Annotated in this window: 15 protein-coding genes; 4 read left to right on the top strand and 11 right to left on the bottom strand. The window is 59.1% G+C overall.

Going from position 1 to position 14,649, the window contains the following annotated elements; translation table 11 throughout:
* Positions 1 to 82 precede the first annotated feature (82 nt).
* From ACEWMW_RS08565 to ACEWMW_RS08530, 8 genes are all read right to left on the bottom strand, one after another.
* On the bottom strand, positions 83 to 784 hold the full coding sequence (locus tag ACEWMW_RS08565; RefSeq protein WP_409413464.1) for an aspartate/glutamate racemase family protein: 702 nt from the start codon (positions 782 to 784) through the stop codon (positions 83 to 85).
* A gap of 73 nt (positions 785 to 857) precedes the next feature.
* The gene (locus tag ACEWMW_RS08560) at positions 858 to 1,829 is read right to left on the bottom strand and encodes an alpha/beta fold hydrolase (RefSeq protein WP_409413463.1); all 972 of its coding nucleotides are present in this window, start codon (positions 1,827 to 1,829) and stop codon (positions 858 to 860) included.
* A complete protein-coding gene (locus ACEWMW_RS08555) occupies positions 1,826 to 3,307 on the bottom strand; it encodes a tetratricopeptide repeat protein (RefSeq protein ID WP_409413462.1) in 1,482 nt (493 codons plus the stop codon). Before ACEWMW_RS08555 ends, ACEWMW_RS08560 begins: the two co-directional genes overlap by 4 nt.
* Positions 3,308 to 3,430: 123 nt before the next feature.
* The gene (locus ACEWMW_RS08550; RefSeq protein ID WP_409413461.1) at positions 3,431 to 4,876 is read right to left on the bottom strand and encodes an NAD(P)(+) transhydrogenase (Re/Si-specific) subunit beta; all 1,446 of its coding nucleotides are present in this window, start codon (positions 4,874 to 4,876) and stop codon (positions 3,431 to 3,433) included.
* Positions 4,876 to 5,160, bottom strand: a complete 285-nt coding sequence (locus tag ACEWMW_RS08545; protein WP_409413460.1) for an NAD(P) transhydrogenase subunit alpha part 2 — start codon at positions 5,158 to 5,160, stop codon at positions 4,876 to 4,878. Before ACEWMW_RS08545 ends, ACEWMW_RS08550 begins: the two co-directional genes overlap by 1 nt.
* Before the next feature lie 42 nt (positions 5,161 to 5,202).
* Positions 5,203 to 6,006: a hypothetical protein gene (locus ACEWMW_RS08540; RefSeq protein ID WP_409413459.1), complete on the bottom strand. Its 804-nt coding sequence runs from the start codon at positions 6,004 to 6,006 to the stop codon at positions 5,203 to 5,205.
* Positions 6,003 to 7,133, bottom strand: a complete 1,131-nt coding sequence (locus ACEWMW_RS08535) for a Re/Si-specific NAD(P)(+) transhydrogenase subunit alpha (protein ID WP_409413458.1) — start codon at positions 7,131 to 7,133, stop codon at positions 6,003 to 6,005. The genes ACEWMW_RS08540 and ACEWMW_RS08535 overlap by 4 nt, the downstream gene beginning before the upstream one ends.
* A gap of 10 nt (positions 7,134 to 7,143) precedes the next feature.
* Positions 7,144 to 7,269, bottom strand: a complete 126-nt coding sequence (locus ACEWMW_RS08530; RefSeq protein WP_409413457.1) for an aa3-type cytochrome c oxidase subunit IV — start codon at positions 7,267 to 7,269, stop codon at positions 7,144 to 7,146.
* Between the two features lie 151 nt (positions 7,270 to 7,420).
* Between ACEWMW_RS08530 and ACEWMW_RS08525 the strand changes: the two genes are divergently transcribed.
* From ACEWMW_RS08525 to ACEWMW_RS08515, 3 genes are all read left to right on the top strand, one after another.
* Complete coding sequence (locus ACEWMW_RS08525) at positions 7,421 to 8,842, top strand: sigma-54-dependent transcriptional regulator (RefSeq protein WP_409413456.1); 1,422 nt, start codon at positions 7,421 to 7,423, stop codon at positions 8,840 to 8,842.
* Positions 8,843 to 8,858: 16 nt separating this feature from the next.
* A complete protein-coding gene (locus ACEWMW_RS08520; protein WP_409413455.1) occupies positions 8,859 to 9,266 on the top strand; it encodes a hypothetical protein in 408 nt (135 codons plus the stop codon).
* Between the two features lie 188 nt (positions 9,267 to 9,454).
* Positions 9,455 to 10,234: an SDR family oxidoreductase gene (locus ACEWMW_RS08515; protein ID WP_409413454.1), complete on the top strand. Its 780-nt coding sequence runs from the start codon at positions 9,455 to 9,457 to the stop codon at positions 10,232 to 10,234.
* Here ACEWMW_RS08515 and folP read toward each other — a convergent pair.
* Positions 10,231 to 11,343 (bottom strand): dihydropteroate synthase, encoded by a 1,113-nt coding sequence (gene folP, locus ACEWMW_RS08510; RefSeq protein ID WP_409413453.1) that lies wholly within the window; start codon positions 11,341 to 11,343, stop codon positions 10,231 to 10,233. The genes ACEWMW_RS08515 and folP overlap by 4 nt on opposite strands.
* Before the next feature lie 99 nt (positions 11,344 to 11,442).
* Positions 11,443 to 12,660: a PQQ-dependent sugar dehydrogenase gene (locus tag ACEWMW_RS08505; RefSeq protein ID WP_409413452.1), complete on the bottom strand. Its 1,218-nt coding sequence runs from the start codon at positions 12,658 to 12,660 to the stop codon at positions 11,443 to 11,445.
* Positions 12,661 to 12,784: 124 nt separating this feature from the next.
* Between ACEWMW_RS08505 and ACEWMW_RS08500 the strand changes: the two genes are divergently transcribed.
* Entirely contained in the window at positions 12,785 to 13,237 is a 453-nt protein-coding gene (locus ACEWMW_RS08500; RefSeq protein WP_409413451.1) for a hypothetical protein, read from the top strand.
* A gap of 53 nt (positions 13,238 to 13,290) precedes the next feature.
* Here the strand turns inward: ACEWMW_RS08500 and ACEWMW_RS08495 are convergent, their stop codons facing one another.
* Positions 13,291 to 14,427 carry a site-specific DNA-methyltransferase gene (locus ACEWMW_RS08495; protein WP_409413450.1) on the bottom strand — a complete coding sequence of 379 codons (1,137 nt, stop codon included), beginning with the start codon at positions 14,425 to 14,427 and terminating at the stop codon, positions 13,291 to 13,293.
* Positions 14,428 to 14,649: the final 222 nt, after the last annotated feature.

Raw genomic sequence — 14,649 nt, 5'->3', positions numbered from 1 at the left:
CGCGACAACGGGAACACTTGGCGAACTCCGGGGCTTTTGCCCCGGCGATTGAAGGACTGTTCGCGCTTATGGCAGAGCTTGACTACTCTGGTTCATCTTGCAGAAGCCATTCGACCGCAGCATCACAGTGGATCTGCGCTGCGTCGAAAATCGGCAGGACGTTAGCCTTCACGTCGACCACCAATTCCAGTTCCGTACAGGCTAGAATGACCGATTCCGCGCCCGATTGCTCGTAGCGGGTCATAATCGTCTTCAACAGCCGCTCCGCGTCCCGGGTCGCCTTGCCAAGTTTCAGCTCCTCCGAAATGGTCCGATCGAGCTTCTCGAGGTTTTCCATATCTGGGGGCAGCAGGTCGATCCCGTGGGCGACAAGCCTCCTGCGAAAGAAATTCTCGGTCATAACAAGACGCGTACCGAGCAGCGCGGCATTGCTCGCTCCAGCGGCCTGCATGCGCTCGCCTATGCAATCGGCAATATGAAGTACAGGGATGTCTACTGCCGATGCTATCTCGTCATATACGCGGTGCATCACATTCGCGGCGATCAGCAGCCCTTGCGCTCCGGCAGCTTCAAGTCGCCTGGCGGATTCGGACAGGACATTTGCGGCATTGGACCAGGACTCGTCTTCGGCCAAATCGCCCAGCGAACGATAGTCGAGACTTTCGATCAGCAACGGCGCACTTGCGCGGGGAGCTACCCTGCGCTGCACCTGCTGGTTGATCTTCTGGTAATAGGTGCGGGTGGAGATCCAACTCATCCCCCCGATAATGCCGAGCTTGCGCAAACGGAGCCTCCAAACGCTGTCGCGGGCTGGAGTTTATTCGGCCCGGGATTGCTAGTCTATAGCGACGGGAAAATTATTCGTTTTCAAGTTTTTGTTCGTCTTCTCCCAGTCCTTCGAGCCACGCACGCAGATCCGCAGCGCTTTGTTCCGCCGCCTCTTCCTGCGGAAGGTGACCGATGCCCTCATAGACCACCAACTTGCTGTTCTGCAGCCGCTCGGCGAACCAGGTCGCGGCTTCGACCGGGATCAGGGCATCTTCGTCGCCCCACATGACAAGCGTTGGCACTGCGACTTGCCTGATGTCCGCCTCGTCGAAGGGGGTCCATCCAGCAGAGAACCGCTTACGGGTTGCAGCGCGGTTGCCCGGGTATCGTGCCAGCTCCCAATAGCGGTCCACCGTCTCGTCCGTCACGACATCCTTGTTGGAGACACTTTGCGAAAGGCTGCGCTCAACCAGCGCCCGTGGCAGGATCTGGCTGAATGTCGCTCCAACACCCGGGATTCGCGCCAGCGTGAACGCCAGATTGCCGCCGCCTTCGCGCGGGATATCCGCTCCGCCCGCATCCACGAGCACCAGCCCCAAAAGCCTGTCTGGATTCTCCATCGCGTAAGCCATCGAAATGCCGCCGCCCATCGAGTTACCACCAATCACAAATCGGTCCAGTTCGAGCGCGCCAGCAACCGCATCGATGGTCGCGTTGAACTCTTCTGTACCGTACCCACCCGAGACCGATGGTCCCGTGAGCCCATGTCCTATCTGGTCGAAGCGGATAACGCGGTAATCGTCCTTGAGCGCATCGACCCATGGCTGCCAAGTATGCAGGTCGGCGTTTGAGCCATGCAACAGGATGATCGGCAGTCCATCTCGGGGCCCCTCATCGCGAAAATGCACGGTCAGCCCATCATCCATGGTCACGAATCCTGAAGGGGCTTGCCCATACTTGGCGCGCATTTCATCTGGATCTGTGTCCGGCTGACGCAGCACCAGGAACGACAGCACCAGAAATACAGCGAGGCCAAGGACAATTCTGCCAAACAGTTTCATGATCCGATCTCCCTACTCGTAGAAGCACGCGCGGCTTCGAGACCTTTCAACGACAGATATCGTCCGGGCGAGAACGCCAAGGCCTTCTGGAAAGCGCCAGCAGCCTTGGAACTACGTCCAAGCGCGAGCAATTCTTCGCCCAGCATTTCGTAACTGGGCTTTTCGATTGCCGGCGGCCCGAAAACCACAGGCATAGCTGCCTCGGCTTCGGCGGCAGCTTCGAGCAGGGCGAGCCCCACTTCTGAGTTGCCCCCTGCCAATGTCACAATCGCTTCACCCTGCGCGATAATCCGTTCGTTCCAAGATGGAATCGCTGTCTCGTCCGGCATCTCGTCAGGCAAAGCGCGCAGAATCTTGCCATGGATTGCCTTCATCCGATCGAGAGCGGTTGCGGCAGCGACGGGGTCATCGCGCGATTGCAACAACGATGCATAGGCCAAGTTAAACTGAGCTTTGAGAAAACGGTCTTCGGGCCAGCCGACCGGTTCAGCCCAGACACCGCTGGTCACTCCAGCATGGAGTGCAATTGTACCGAAACTGCTGCTGTCGGAGCGGTAGCCGCCGATCTTGCCATAATCCCGCCCGGCAGCCACTTCTGCCACTGCCTCTGCGCGGCAACCCTCAACCATTTCGCTGGCGTCCTTGCCTTGCTGGATCAGGGCATAGGCGAGCCATTCATTGTAATGGCCACAAAAGGTTGGATCGCGGCCTCGCTCGGCGAGCTGTCTGTCGACCACCGCATCGGCATTGATATTGGCAGCTTCGGAGCGCTCCCAGTCGCCCAGCGCATGGAAGATATGGCTCACCATATGCTGCGCATGGCCGGCGTTGGGCGCGACCTTGGCATATCGAGCTGCTGGCCGTTCGCCCAGCGGTGCGTGAACCGGATCGTCGTAAGAGTGGATCATGTAGTGAAGGATGCCCGGATGCATCTCATGCGCCATGAAGCCTTCCTCGAGGATACCCGCTGCTTCCATATAGAGCGGGATCTGCCGCCCGCCGTGTGAGGTGCCAAGTACCGCAAGTCCGGTGAACGCACGCGCGTCGATATCGTCGGGATCGGCCTCCAGCATGGCGCGCATCTTGGCGAGATAGGCGTGGTCGCGCTCTTCCTTCGGCCCGTCCGAATACAGCGTTTCCACCGCATCGAGCCAAAGCCTCTCACGGGAGTTGCGTACTTTGGCAGAGCGCGCTTCGGGCGTGAGCGCAAGCTTGGCGAGCGCGTCGCGCGCCCTTTCGACATCGCGGAATTCCCACAGCGGATGGTTGTACGTCATCGCCTCGCCCCAATAGGCCATGACGAAATCAGGATCGGCCTCCTGTGCCAGGCGGAAAGCTGCCGCGGCGCGCCCGTATTCGAAGTTGTGCAACAGTGCCAGACCGGTGTGGAAGTGCTCCTGCGCGACCTCGTTGGAGCTAGTTTCCATGACCATGAATTCAGCACCGACACCTTTTTCGGCTTGGAGCGGCTGCGACATCCACGCCAATGATACTCCCGCGAGCGCCGCGCTTATTCTGAAAACAGTCACGATTGATCCCCCAAGTCGTCCACCTGAAGGGACCCTAGTCTGCCGGAGGGTGCCGCGGCAAGCGCGCTCGGCCTAGTCGATCGACTTAACGATCTCCTCGACCATTTTCTTCGCATCGGAGAGCAGCATCATGGTTTGGTCCATGTAGAAAACATCATTGTCGACGCCAGCATAGCCCACGCCCCCCATCGAGCGCTTGATGAAAAAGACCTGTTTGGCCTTGTCCACGTCGAACACCGGCATGCCGTAGATCGGCGAAGTTTTGTCGGTCTTGGCCGCGGGATTCACCACATCGTTCGCACCGATGATGAATGCGACATCGGCTTGCGCGAATTCGCTATTGATATCTTCCAACTCGAAGACATTCTCGTAGGGCACCGCCGCCTCGGCCAACAGCACGTTCATATGTCCTGGCATACGGCCCGCAACGGGGTGAATCGCGTATTTGACCTCGACACCCTTCTCCTCGAGCAGATCGGCCATCTCGCGCAAAGCGTGCTGTGCTTGTGCCACCGCCATGCCGTAGCCGGGGATGATGATGACCTTTTCGGCCTGTTCGAGCATGAAAGCGGCATCGGCCGCGCTACCCTGCTTGTAGGGGCGCTGTTCGCGCGCCTCACCGCCCGCCTGCGCGCCATCCTCCGCGCCAAACCCGCCCGCAATCACCGAGATGAAGCTGCGGTTCATTGCGCGGCACATGATGTAGCTGAGGATCGCGCCGGACGAGCCGACCAGCGCGCCGGTGATAATCATCGCGGTGTTGCCAAGCGTGAAGCCCATCGCCGCTGCCGCCCAGCCCGAATAGCTGTTCAGCATTGACACCACGACCGGCATGTCCGCCCCGCCGATGGGGATAATTAGGAGGAAGCCGATCGCGAACGCTGCCACCGTGAGCGCAATGATCAGCGGCATGGTCTCCGCGGGGCCGCTTGCCATGGCAAACATCCCCGTGAGGAAAATGATAGCAGCCAGCGTGCCGAGATTGATGACATGGCGCGCCGGTAGCAGAATCGGCGCACCGCTCATCTTGCCGGAGAGCTTGGCAAAAGCGATCACCGAACCGGAGAAAGTGATGGCGCCGATAGCAATGCCGAGGCCCATCTCGATCTTGCTGACAGCTCCTATGCTGTCGCCCACCAGAAGTCCGAAAGCACCTGGATTGAGATAGGCCGCCCAGCCCACGAGGACTGCTGCTAGGCCCACCAGCGAGTGGAAGGCCGCGACCAGCTCGGGCATCTGCGTCATCGCAATCCGGCGAGCGATGAAGAATCCGATGCTGCCGCCGACGAAGATGGCGACTCCGATCTCAACGATATTGGCAATGTCATGCGTGATCAGCGTCGTCACCACGGCGATCAACATGCCCAGCATGCCGAAGCGATTGCCCATCCGGCTGCTCGAAGGACTGGATAACCCGCGCAGTGCGAGGATGAAGAGCACGCCCGCGGCGAGGTACGCAATGGCGACCCACGGGTTCACTCCTGCGCCTTCGGCACCAGCTGCAAGGAAGGAGAGCATCACTTCTTCTCCTTCTTCTTGTACATCGCCAGCATCCGCTCGGTGACGGCAAAGCCTCCGAAGATGTTCACACTCGCAAGCACCACGCCGAATAGGCCGAGCCACTTGGCAAGGTCACTACCTGCCTCCGCGCTCGCTATCAGCGCGCCGACGATGATCACGGACGAAATCGCATTGGTCACCGCCATCAAAGGCGTATGCAGCGCCGGGGTGACCGACCAAACCACATAGTAGCCGACGAAACACGCCAGCACGAAGATCGAAAGAATGCTGATGAAGTCCATCCGGTACCTTACTCATGTTTAGAATAAATTGCCCGCCCAAAGTCAGTAGAAAACGATTGAAGTGCCCTCCAGCTGACCTGTCCATCGCTTCACCCAAGCAAGCTCAAAGGTCAGGTCTCTATCCGGAAATGAAACCTGTACAAATTCTGCTTGCCCAACTGCACCCTTCGGGGGGCGTTCGACAATGATGTCAGGGTGAAGGCAGCCAAATTTGCTCGAGATGGTATCTTCAATACAATCGCTCACGAACCGCATACCATCGATGTATGTGTCCACCCTAATCCGACCCTCAGCTCTTCCTCTGAAAATAAATGTTACGGGCACGGTTCGATTAGCCGTCGCTCGTTCTGCTCGAATTGCGGCAAAAGGCTCCACAGGAAATCGCTCATTGTCTTCGATATGCTTAATCGCGTACCAAAAAGGATCTGAAAAAAAGTTGCTATGGTACGCTAAATAATAATGATCAAAGAGTCCGTCCCTGTCTTTGTCTTCGAAACAGACACGATTACTATCTGTCACTGATTGGTTCTTCGTTTTATCTTGGCTACATATCGTGGGTACAGCAGCCAGCATTTGGTAAAGCTGCGTTCCAGACTTAATGAGAATTTGGTCTTGATGGTGAATATCAAACTCGACTTCAAGAAGGTTTCTCGGAACGGCTTGGAATCGATACTCGACCTTGCCTCCCTTCGATTCGGACGCTTCTTTTTCGAGTTCACCTTGCGCAACCACCCAGTCGACTTGAATAACATCCGGCCTAGCAGCGGCAGGCGACGATAAGGCAATCAAGAACGAAGAGAATATAAAAAAATAGGCGGATTTTGTATGCTCCCAAGAACAGATCATTCTTCCCCTCCCCTCAGCCTTTCATTGACCACGGCGCCGCCCTGCGTCAGCCGCACAGCATCGCCGATTTCCTCGTCCAGCACGGGCCGGCCCGCTTCTTCATCCCAGAAGGCAGAGAGGAAATTGAACAAGTTGCGCGCGAACAGCGCGGATGCGTCGGCTGCCAAATGGCCCGGCGTATTGGCATAGCCGATGATCTTCACACCATGTTTCACGACGGTCTGATCGGGCTGCGAACCTTCGACATTGCCGCCATGCGCGACGGCCAGATCGTAAATCACGCTGCCTTCCTTCATCGTCGCGATCTGCGCGTCGGAAATGAGGCGCGGCGCGGGCTTGCCTGGGATCAGCGCTGTGGTGATGACGATATCCTGCTTGGCGATATGGCCGGACACCAGCTCGGCCTGAGCCTTCTGGTATTCCTCGCTCATTTCGGTGGCATAGCCGCCCGAACCTTCGCCTTCGATACCTTCAACCTCCTCGACGAAGATCGGCTTGGCTCCCAGCGACTGGATCTGTTCTTTCGTTGCACTCCGGACATCAGTCGCACTTACTTGCGCACCGAGCCGCTTGGCGGTCGCGATGGCCTGTAGGCCCGCAACACCCACACCCATCACGAAGACGCGTGCGGCCTGCACCGTGCCCGCCGCAGTCATCATCATCGGGAAGGCGCGGCCATATTCATCCGCGCTGGCGATCACGGCCTTGTACCCCGCAAGGTTCGACTGGCTGGACAGCACGTCCATGCTCTGCGCGCGAGTGATGCGCGGCATGAATTCCATCGACAGCGCTTCTAGACCCGCCTTGGCATAGGCCTCGACCAGCTCGCCATTGCGGAACGGATCAAATGTCGCGGCGACCCATGCACCTGGATTCCCACCCTGCAGAAGGGCCGGGTCGGGCGCTTGCACGCCGAGCACGATATCAGCGCCCTTGGCCACATCCGCGGCCGAACCGATTGTCGCCCCGGCTTCGCGATATGCTTCGTCCGTAATCGAAGCATTTGCACCTGCGCCAGCTTCGATCGCGACCTCTGCGCCAAGCCCGATGAATTTCTTGACCGTCTCGGGCGTAGCCGCAACCCGGCCCTCGCCTTCGGCGCGCTCCTTCAGTACTGATATCTGCAAGGAAACTGGCTTATTCGGAGATGATCATAATCACCACAAGTGTGATGATTGCAAGGAGTGGCACCATCCATTTGAGCTTTGCGATAAAGCTCGAATAGGTGCCGGAGTGTGCTTTCATATCGTTGCCCGAAGCCATTTATATCCCCTCGATTTTTGGCAATTTGCTATTCGACGCGCGGTCTAACGTGCAACTTTCGCGACCTCAAGCCTTCTGACAGCCTTAATAAGCTCTTTACCCAAGGCGTTTAAAGGAACCCTTCGTACCAAACCGGGACGGATGGGAGGCCATGGCCGAGATAACGCGCCTATTGATGCTGATTGATAGCGAGCCTGCGCAAAGTCGGCTGATCACAGCCGTGGCTGCACGCGAAGGCTGGCGCACGCTTGTCGTCGGCAACGCTCCTGAAGCTATCAGTGCGCTAGATGAGGCCGATGGCAGATCGGTCTCCGCGATCATTCTCGACCAGAGCGTTCCGGGCGAAAGTGCATGCGACCTAATCGCCTCGCTTAAACAAAAACGCCCCGATGCGCCGGTTTTGATGTTGACTGCAAGCGCTTCGCCGCTGCTTGCAGTGGAGGCGATGCGCTCAGGCGCAAACGATTATCTGATCAAGCCAATCGCTCCCGAGCGCCTCATGCAGGCGCTACGCGCTGCGACCGAGCGTGAAGCGCCCAAGCAGGAACTCCAGCCTCTGGCCGAAAAGCTGCAAGGCACGCTCGATTTCGATTCCATGATCGGCACCTCGCCCTCGTTTCGCTCGGCCTTGGCACAGGCTGCCAAGGCGGCGCGCGGCAATGGTTCGGTCCTCATTGAGGGTGAGAGCGGCACCGGCAAGGAAATGCTTCTGCGCGCCATGCATGGTGCAAGCCCGCGTGCCAAAGCACCGCTGCGCATCGTCAATATTGGTACATCCTCTGGCAGCGCGGTTGAATCTTTGCTCTTCGGGCATGAGCCGAACGCCTTCCCTGGAGCCTTCGATCGCCAGGTCGGTGCGATTCAGCATGCCGACACCGGCACGGTGGTGCTCGATGATGTCGACCGGCTCGAGCCGCAAGTACAGGAAAATCTGCTCGCCATGATCGAGAGCGGCATTGTCCGGCCCGTCGGCGCAGAACATGGCTTCCGCGTCGATGTCCGCTTCATGGCCACCAGCAATTTGCCGCTCGAAGACATGGTTTCCGAAGGCCACTTCCGCCCCGAATTACTCAAGGCTATCGGAGCAACGCGGATTGTCCTTCCCCCGCTGCGCGAGCGCTCAGGCGATATCGCTCCGCTCACCCGACATTTCCTTGCCCGTATCGGCGAAGAGCCGGGCCTCAGGCACCTTTCAATCACAGACAGCGCGCTTTCGCTGCTGGCGGCTTTCGACTGGCCAGGTAATGTGCGCCAGTTACAGGCCGTGCTTTTTCGCGCCGCCGTCTTCTGCGATGCCGAAGCTCTGACGCCAGAGAGCTTCCCCGACCTCAACGAGATGCTCGGCGACCGTGAAGACACCGGTGAAGCCAAGCAGTCGCATGACGGCATGGGCGTGCTGCTTTATCAGGACGACGGCAATCTGCGTCCGCTCGAAGAAATCGAGGCAGACGTGATCCGCCTTGCCATCGGCCACTATCGCGGCCGCATGACCGAAGTCGCTCGCCGCCTCGGCATTGGCCGCTCGACACTCTATCGCAAGCTCTCTGACCTCGGCATCGACAACGCCGCTTGAACTGGATCAAACCAACATGACCGATATGTCTCCCGGCGGCTTCCAACAGGCCTGCGATGTGCTGTCCGGCAAGATTGACGCCGAGCAATTCGAACGCTTCCGCTGGTCGCGCGACGAAGCGCCAAAGCTGGCCCGGATGGTCGAGCTGATCAAGAATTCAACAACTGATCGCAGCGATGTCGACATCAATGAAGAAGGCGGAGTGCAGGATAGCAAGCGCTTCCTTCTGAAGGTTCATGGCAAGCGCATCGCCGGTCTCGCCGTGGCGCTCGACAGGGGGCATGCCGTGATGTCGATCGGCCCTGCGGAACGCAGCGAGTACACCGTCTCAGGAGGCGATCCTATTCACACCGAATATGCCAACGTCGACGAGGCATGGATCGGTGAGACGCTTGCCAAACTGATGGAGCGGATTGGCCGTTAACCGCCTGCCTGGTACCGCCAGCACCCATGCTGCCATAGCGGCGAAGTATCTTGCAGACTGGACTTCCAAATCCCAATGCACTGACCGGCTTTCAGGAGAGTTCCGGTAAAGCTGCAGCTTTGATCCATTTCTGATACCGTGTCGTTCCATCGCTGCGGCTTCTGCAAGTTTACTCCCGAGGTTCACTCATGCAAAAATTGAAAGACAAGCGCTGCGTCGTCACTGGCGGCGCGCGCGGGATTGGCAGAGCCATTTGCGAAGCTTTCGCCGACGAAGGCGCGCGCGTTGTGCTTACCGATATCGATACCGAAGAAGGTAGGAAAGCTGCCGATGAGATCGGATGTGAATTCAGCGAACTTGATGTCGCAAGTGAGGCACACTGGAACAAGGTGGCTAAGCAATACCCCGCGATCGAAGTCCTGGTAAACAACGCCGGGATCACCGGTTTCGAGGATGGCCCGGCGAAGCATGACCCTGAACATGTCAGTTTGGCCGAGTGGCACCGGGTCCATGCCGTCAACACGGACGGCACATTCCTGGGTTGTCGCTATGCGATCGGCGCGATGAAAGAGTCTGGCCAAGGTTCGATCATCAACATGTCTTCGAGATCCGGCCTCGTCGGCATCCCGGGAGCTGCTGCCTATGCAGCTTCTAAGGCGGCTATCCGCAACCACTCCAAGTCTGTCGCGCTTTACTGCGCACAGCAGGGATGGGAGATCCGCTGCAATTCGGTTCATCCGGCAGCGATCTTTACACCGATCTGGGAGCCGATGCTGGGCGACGGGCCCGACCGCGATGCCAAGATGGCTGCATTGGTCGCCGACACACCGCTCAAACGTTTCGGCACCGCCAGGGAAGTCGCCGCACTCTGCGTCTACCTTTCAAGTGACGAAAGCGGGTACATGACCGGCGCCGAGCTGACTCTCGACGGCGGACTGCTCGCAGGCTCGGCGGCATCGCCGGGCTAATCCGGTAGCCCGGCAAAATCGGTCAGCGCCGCATCGCGCAATCCGCGCCACACGTTGCGCGCCTGCACAGTCTCCGCGACATCGTGGACGCGCAGCAGCTGAACGCCCGCATTCATCCCCGCAACCGCCAAGGCGATGCTCCCGCCCAGCCGCTCTTCTACCGGCGCCTCGTTCGATAAAGCGCCGATCATGCGCTTGCGGCTCGCACCCAAAAGGAGCGGTTGGCCCAGCGCATGGAACAGAGGCAGCGCGTTGATCAGCGCAAGGTTATCGGCGAGCGACTTGCCGAAGCCGATGCCGGGATCGAGCACGATGTGCTCGCGCGCCACACCCGCTTTCAGGGTCGCATCGCGCCGTTCGCGCAGCCAGTCGAACACGTCGAATACGACATTGCCGTAATTGCCGTCAGCATGCGGATCATCGTCCTTACCCGGCGCATGCATCAAGATCACGGGACAACCACGCGCCGCGACCAGTTCGATCGAGCGTGGATCGAATTGCAGTCCCGATACATCGTTCACGACATGCGCGCCCGCATCGAGCGCCGCTTCCATCACCGCCGCGCGGCGTGTGTCTACGCTGATCGCCGCGCCCATCCCGGCGCAATATTCGACTGCCGGTTTGACGCGTTCGATCTCGTCCCCTTCCCATGTCGCCGGAGCGCCGGGACGCGTGCTCTCGCCGCCAATATCGACCAGCGCCGCACCCGCTTCCAGCATCGCAGCGGCGTGCGCCCTACCCGCTTCCGGATCGTCGAGGAACTGCCCACCGTCGGAGAAACTGTCCGGCGTGACGTTGAGGATGCCCATCACCTGCGGCTGGTCGAGCCTGATCGTGCGGCTGCCCATCTCCAGCGGCGGATGCGCGAGCGTGAGGTTAGACCACTCTGCTTCGCCTTCTGCTGCGACTTCGTCCGGTAGCTGGGCCAGCACCTCGGCAATGGTATCGGGCGTCGCGCGCCAGCGCTCGATCGCCTCACCATCGCGTGCCAGCATCACGGCGAAGCGATGCGCGTAGACCATGCCGCCAGCGAGACGGATACATTCGCCCTCTTCACTCTGCGGGCTGGGTGTGAGCCCGATCGGCTGGATGTAGACGCGGTCAGTCATGAGCGGCTTTCACTGGCAGTTTCCCCTCGGCAAATCCTACTGGATGGAGCACATGGAGCACTGTCCAGGCGAAGGAAAGCGGGGGCGGAATTCTGCCTGTCATTCAACGGCGGCAGACTTCGGCACCACGCGCAATATCTTGCTCTGCGCGCCTTCCTCTTCGGTCAGCAGGTAAAGGAAACCATCTGGGCCAGATCGCACATCTCTGAATCGCACATCAAGTTCACCGAACAGCTCGAGCTGTTTGCCGAGCGAGCCATCCGCGTTCATCTCAATCTGCCTTACATGTTTGAGCGCGAGGGCAGAAACAAACAGATCTCCCTGCCAATCAGGAAATGCATCGCCCGAATATTGCGCAAAGCCTGAAGGCGCGATTGACGGTGTGAAATGGACCAGCGATTGCTCGGTACCATCCAGCGCTTCAAACGGAGAAACCCGCCCACCGGAATAATCGAGCGCGTAGGTCACGGTGGGCCAACCATAGTTGGCTCCGCGCTTGATCTCGTTCACTTCGTCTCCGCCTGCCGGACCATGTTCGTTCTCCAGCACGCGGCCATCAGCAGTGAGGATAATCCCTTGTGGGTTGCGGTGACCGTATGACCATATCTCCGGCAATGCGCCGGGTTCATCCACAAAGGGATTATCAGCCGGGACGGTGCCATCGTCGTTCAAGCGGACGATCTTGCCAAAGTGGTTGTCCAGCGTTTGCGCTTCTTCGCGGAAATGGAAGGCGTCACCCACCGGCATCATCAAGGTGCCATCAGGCAAGAATATGAGGCGCGCGCCGTAGTGATTGCCTTGTATTCTGCTCGGAGACGCAGCAAACAGCTGCTTACCATCGCTCAGTTGCGGCCCTGCATCGCTAGCGGAATAGCTGAACCGCGTGAGCAACAAGGTGTTCGTGCCATCATCCAGTTTGGCGGCGTAGGATATATAGATCTGGCTGTTATCTTCGAATTCTGGATGCAAAACCACGTCGAACAGGCCTGCCTGTATTCCACCCCCGTAGTGAACTTCGGGAAATTCTTCACCGCTGTTAAAGTCGTAGACGGTCTGCTTGGCTCCATCCGTGCCAATCAGCAGAAGCTTACCGGTCCGCTCCGTAACCAGCACCCCTCCATCAGGCAGGAATGCAATTGACCAAGGATGATCCAGCCCGTCGGCGACCGTCTCCAGATCGTAATTCACCTCTCCCGCATCAACTCGCCCGGCAAGCTGGCTGGTCTTGTCGCCGGTCTGCGATGCTCCCTGGTTGGAGCACGCCGCTACAAACAAACCAGTGGCCGCCAAAGCTAGAGTGATTGAAAAAGTCCGCATTGCAGCCCCTCGGGTTCGGAAAGAATTCTTGTTTGCCGGATGGCTATCAGCATTTCACGGCGGCATCCATAGGGCTTGATTGAGCGATGGAAGCAACTAGGCTCACGGGAGCTAGGAGAAACACATGGCCAGGTTTGCCCGCTGGATTGCTGCGCTGCTGATTGCCGCGCTGGGGACATATGTCGTTGGCGTGGTCGTCAACTCGCAGTTCGTCATGAATGCTCACAATGTTCCGATTAGCTTCGGCGATCGCTTGAACATGACCGCGTTCGATGTCTCCAATATGTGGCCCTACCTGGTCATCATCGCGGTGGCCCTGCTGCTAGGCTTTCTGATTGCAACGCTGGTCAAACGCTTCCTGCCCGGCCTATCCAGATTCGCATTTCCTGTCGCTGGCGCTGCTGCAATCGGGGCAACGCTCGGGCTGATGTTTATCATGTTTCAGACGGTACCGATCAGCGGCGCACGTTCGGCGATGGGCTTCCTCTCCCAAGTCTTGGCAGGAGGCGTTGGCGGCTGGATCTTTGCAAAACTCATTGGAGTAGGCAAATCCTCAGGAGCGAATGCGCCGAGCTAGCTTTTCTGAATCGCCATCGCATTCGGCACCATCGCATTCCGCGCTTCGCTAACTCAATCCTCTGTCGCCAGCAGGTACAGCTGTCGTGCGGCGTCGATCGGCTTCACCTCTCCGCAGTTCTCGTAGTGCCAGAAGGTCCAGCCGTTGCAGCTGGGCGCATCCTGCAGCTCCTTGCCGAGCCCGTGGATAGAACCGACTTGTTTGCCAATCGCTAGCGAGCCATCCGCGCGCACGGTTGCGATCCAGCGGCGCTTCTTGTCGAACACCTCGGTGCCCGGCTCGATATAGCCATTCTCGACCAGCGCGCCGAAGGCCACGCGCGGCGCAGACTTCTTGCTCTGCATCGTGGTGAGCGCGCTCTCATCGAGCGGCAGCGCCGCCTCGATCCGCTCCAGCGCGGCTTCGCGGTAGATGCCTTCGCGCTCGCACCCGATCCACTCGCGCCCCAGCCGCTTGGCAACAGCGCCCGTGGTGCCGGTGCCAAAGAACGGATCGAGCACCACGTCGCCTTTCTCGGTCGTCGCCAGCAGCACGCGGTAAAGCAGGCTTTCGGGTTTCTGCGTCGGATGGACTTTCGTTCCGCCCTTCTTGAGCCGCTCGCCGCCCGAACAGATCGGCAGCACCCAGTCGCTGCGCATCTGCAGCTCGTCATTAAGCGTCTTCATGGCGCGGTAGTTGAACTGGTAGCGCGACTTCTCGCCCATGCTCGCCCAGATCAGCGTCTCATGCGCATTGGTGAAGCGCGTACCCTTGAAATTGGGCATCGGATTGGACTTGCGCCAGATCACATCGTTGAGGATCCAGAAGCCCAGATCCTGCAGGATCGCGCCGACGCGAAAGATATTGTGATAGCTGCCGATGACCCATAGCGAGCCATCGGGCTTGAGCACCCGGCGCGCCTCGGTCAGCCAGTCGCGGGTGAAATCGTCATAGATCTTGAAACTGTCGAACTGATCCCAATCATCGGTGACCGCATCGACCGCGCTGCCATCGGGGCGGTTGAGATCGCCGCCCAGCTGGAGGTTGTAAGGCGGATCGGCGAACACCAGGTCTACGCTGGCATCGGGGAGCTTGCGCATCGCCTCGACGCAGTCGCCATCGAGGATCTGCCCGATGGGCAGCTCCAGCGCTGTTTGTTCAGTACTTTTTGGACGCGCCGCACGCGCCCTTACGGTCTCAAGGACCCCCATTTACATTCCCCCATCCGGCCACTCGGGCGTAGTTATCCACAGGGTGAGTCCTCGCGGACTCCGCGTCAAGGGAAACATGATCGCAGACTATGGTTAACGGCCCGCTAACCACCGCTCTCTTGGGAGAGAACATAAAGAGTCCGCAACAAGATGTTGAGTTTGGATGGATTCCGGGGACTCAAGATGATGGGGGTGTGGCGCGAAGGACTCTACCCTTGAGGA

The sequence above is a fragment of the Litorerythrobacter xanthomarinus genome (assembly GCF_046254955.1).
Lineage (GTDB): Bacteria > Pseudomonadota > Alphaproteobacteria > Sphingomonadales > Sphingomonadaceae > Qipengyuania_C.
The sequence above is the reverse complement of the archived record's forward strand: the minus strand, read 5'-3'. Positions and strand labels throughout refer to the sequence as shown.

Coding starts and splice junctions, on each gene's coding strand:
- ACEWMW_RS08560 (WP_409413463.1), bottom strand. CDS start 1,829: ATGAAACTGTTTGGCAGAATTGTCCTTGGCCTCGCTGTATTTCTGGTG.
- ACEWMW_RS08555 (WP_409413462.1), bottom strand. CDS start 3,307: ATGTCGCAGCCGCTCCAAGCCGAAAAAGGTGTCGGTGCTGAATTCATG.
- ACEWMW_RS08550 (WP_409413461.1), bottom strand. CDS start 4,876: ATGCTCTCCTTCCTTGCAGCTGGTGCCGAAGGCGCAGGAGTGAACCCG.
- ACEWMW_RS08545 (WP_409413460.1), bottom strand. CDS start 5,160: ATGGACTTCATCAGCATTCTTTCGATCTTCGTGCTGGCGTGTTTCGTC.
- ACEWMW_RS08540 (WP_409413459.1), bottom strand. CDS start 6,006: ATGATCTGTTCTTGGGAGCATACAAAATCCGCCTATTTTTTTATATTC.
- ACEWMW_RS08530 (WP_409413457.1), bottom strand. CDS start 7,269: ATGGCTTCGGGCAACGATATGAAAGCACACTCCGGCACCTATTCGAGC.
- ACEWMW_RS08525 (WP_409413456.1), top strand. CDS start 7,421: ATGGCCGAGATAACGCGCCTATTGATGCTGATTGATAGCGAGCCTGCG.
- ACEWMW_RS08520 (WP_409413455.1), top strand. CDS start 8,859: ATGACCGATATGTCTCCCGGCGGCTTCCAACAGGCCTGCGATGTGCTG.
- ACEWMW_RS08515 (WP_409413454.1), top strand. CDS start 9,455: ATGCAAAAATTGAAAGACAAGCGCTGCGTCGTCACTGGCGGCGCGCGC.
- folP (WP_409413453.1), bottom strand. CDS start 11,343: ATGACTGACCGCGTCTACATCCAGCCGATCGGGCTCACACCCAGCCCG.
- ACEWMW_RS08505 (WP_409413452.1), bottom strand. CDS start 12,660: ATGCGGACTTTTTCAATCACTCTAGCTTTGGCGGCCACTGGTTTGTTT.
- ACEWMW_RS08500 (WP_409413451.1), top strand. CDS start 12,785: ATGGCCAGGTTTGCCCGCTGGATTGCTGCGCTGCTGATTGCCGCGCTG.
- ACEWMW_RS08495 (WP_409413450.1), bottom strand. CDS start 14,427: ATGGGGGTCCTTGAGACCGTAAGGGCGCGTGCGGCGCGTCCAAAAAGT.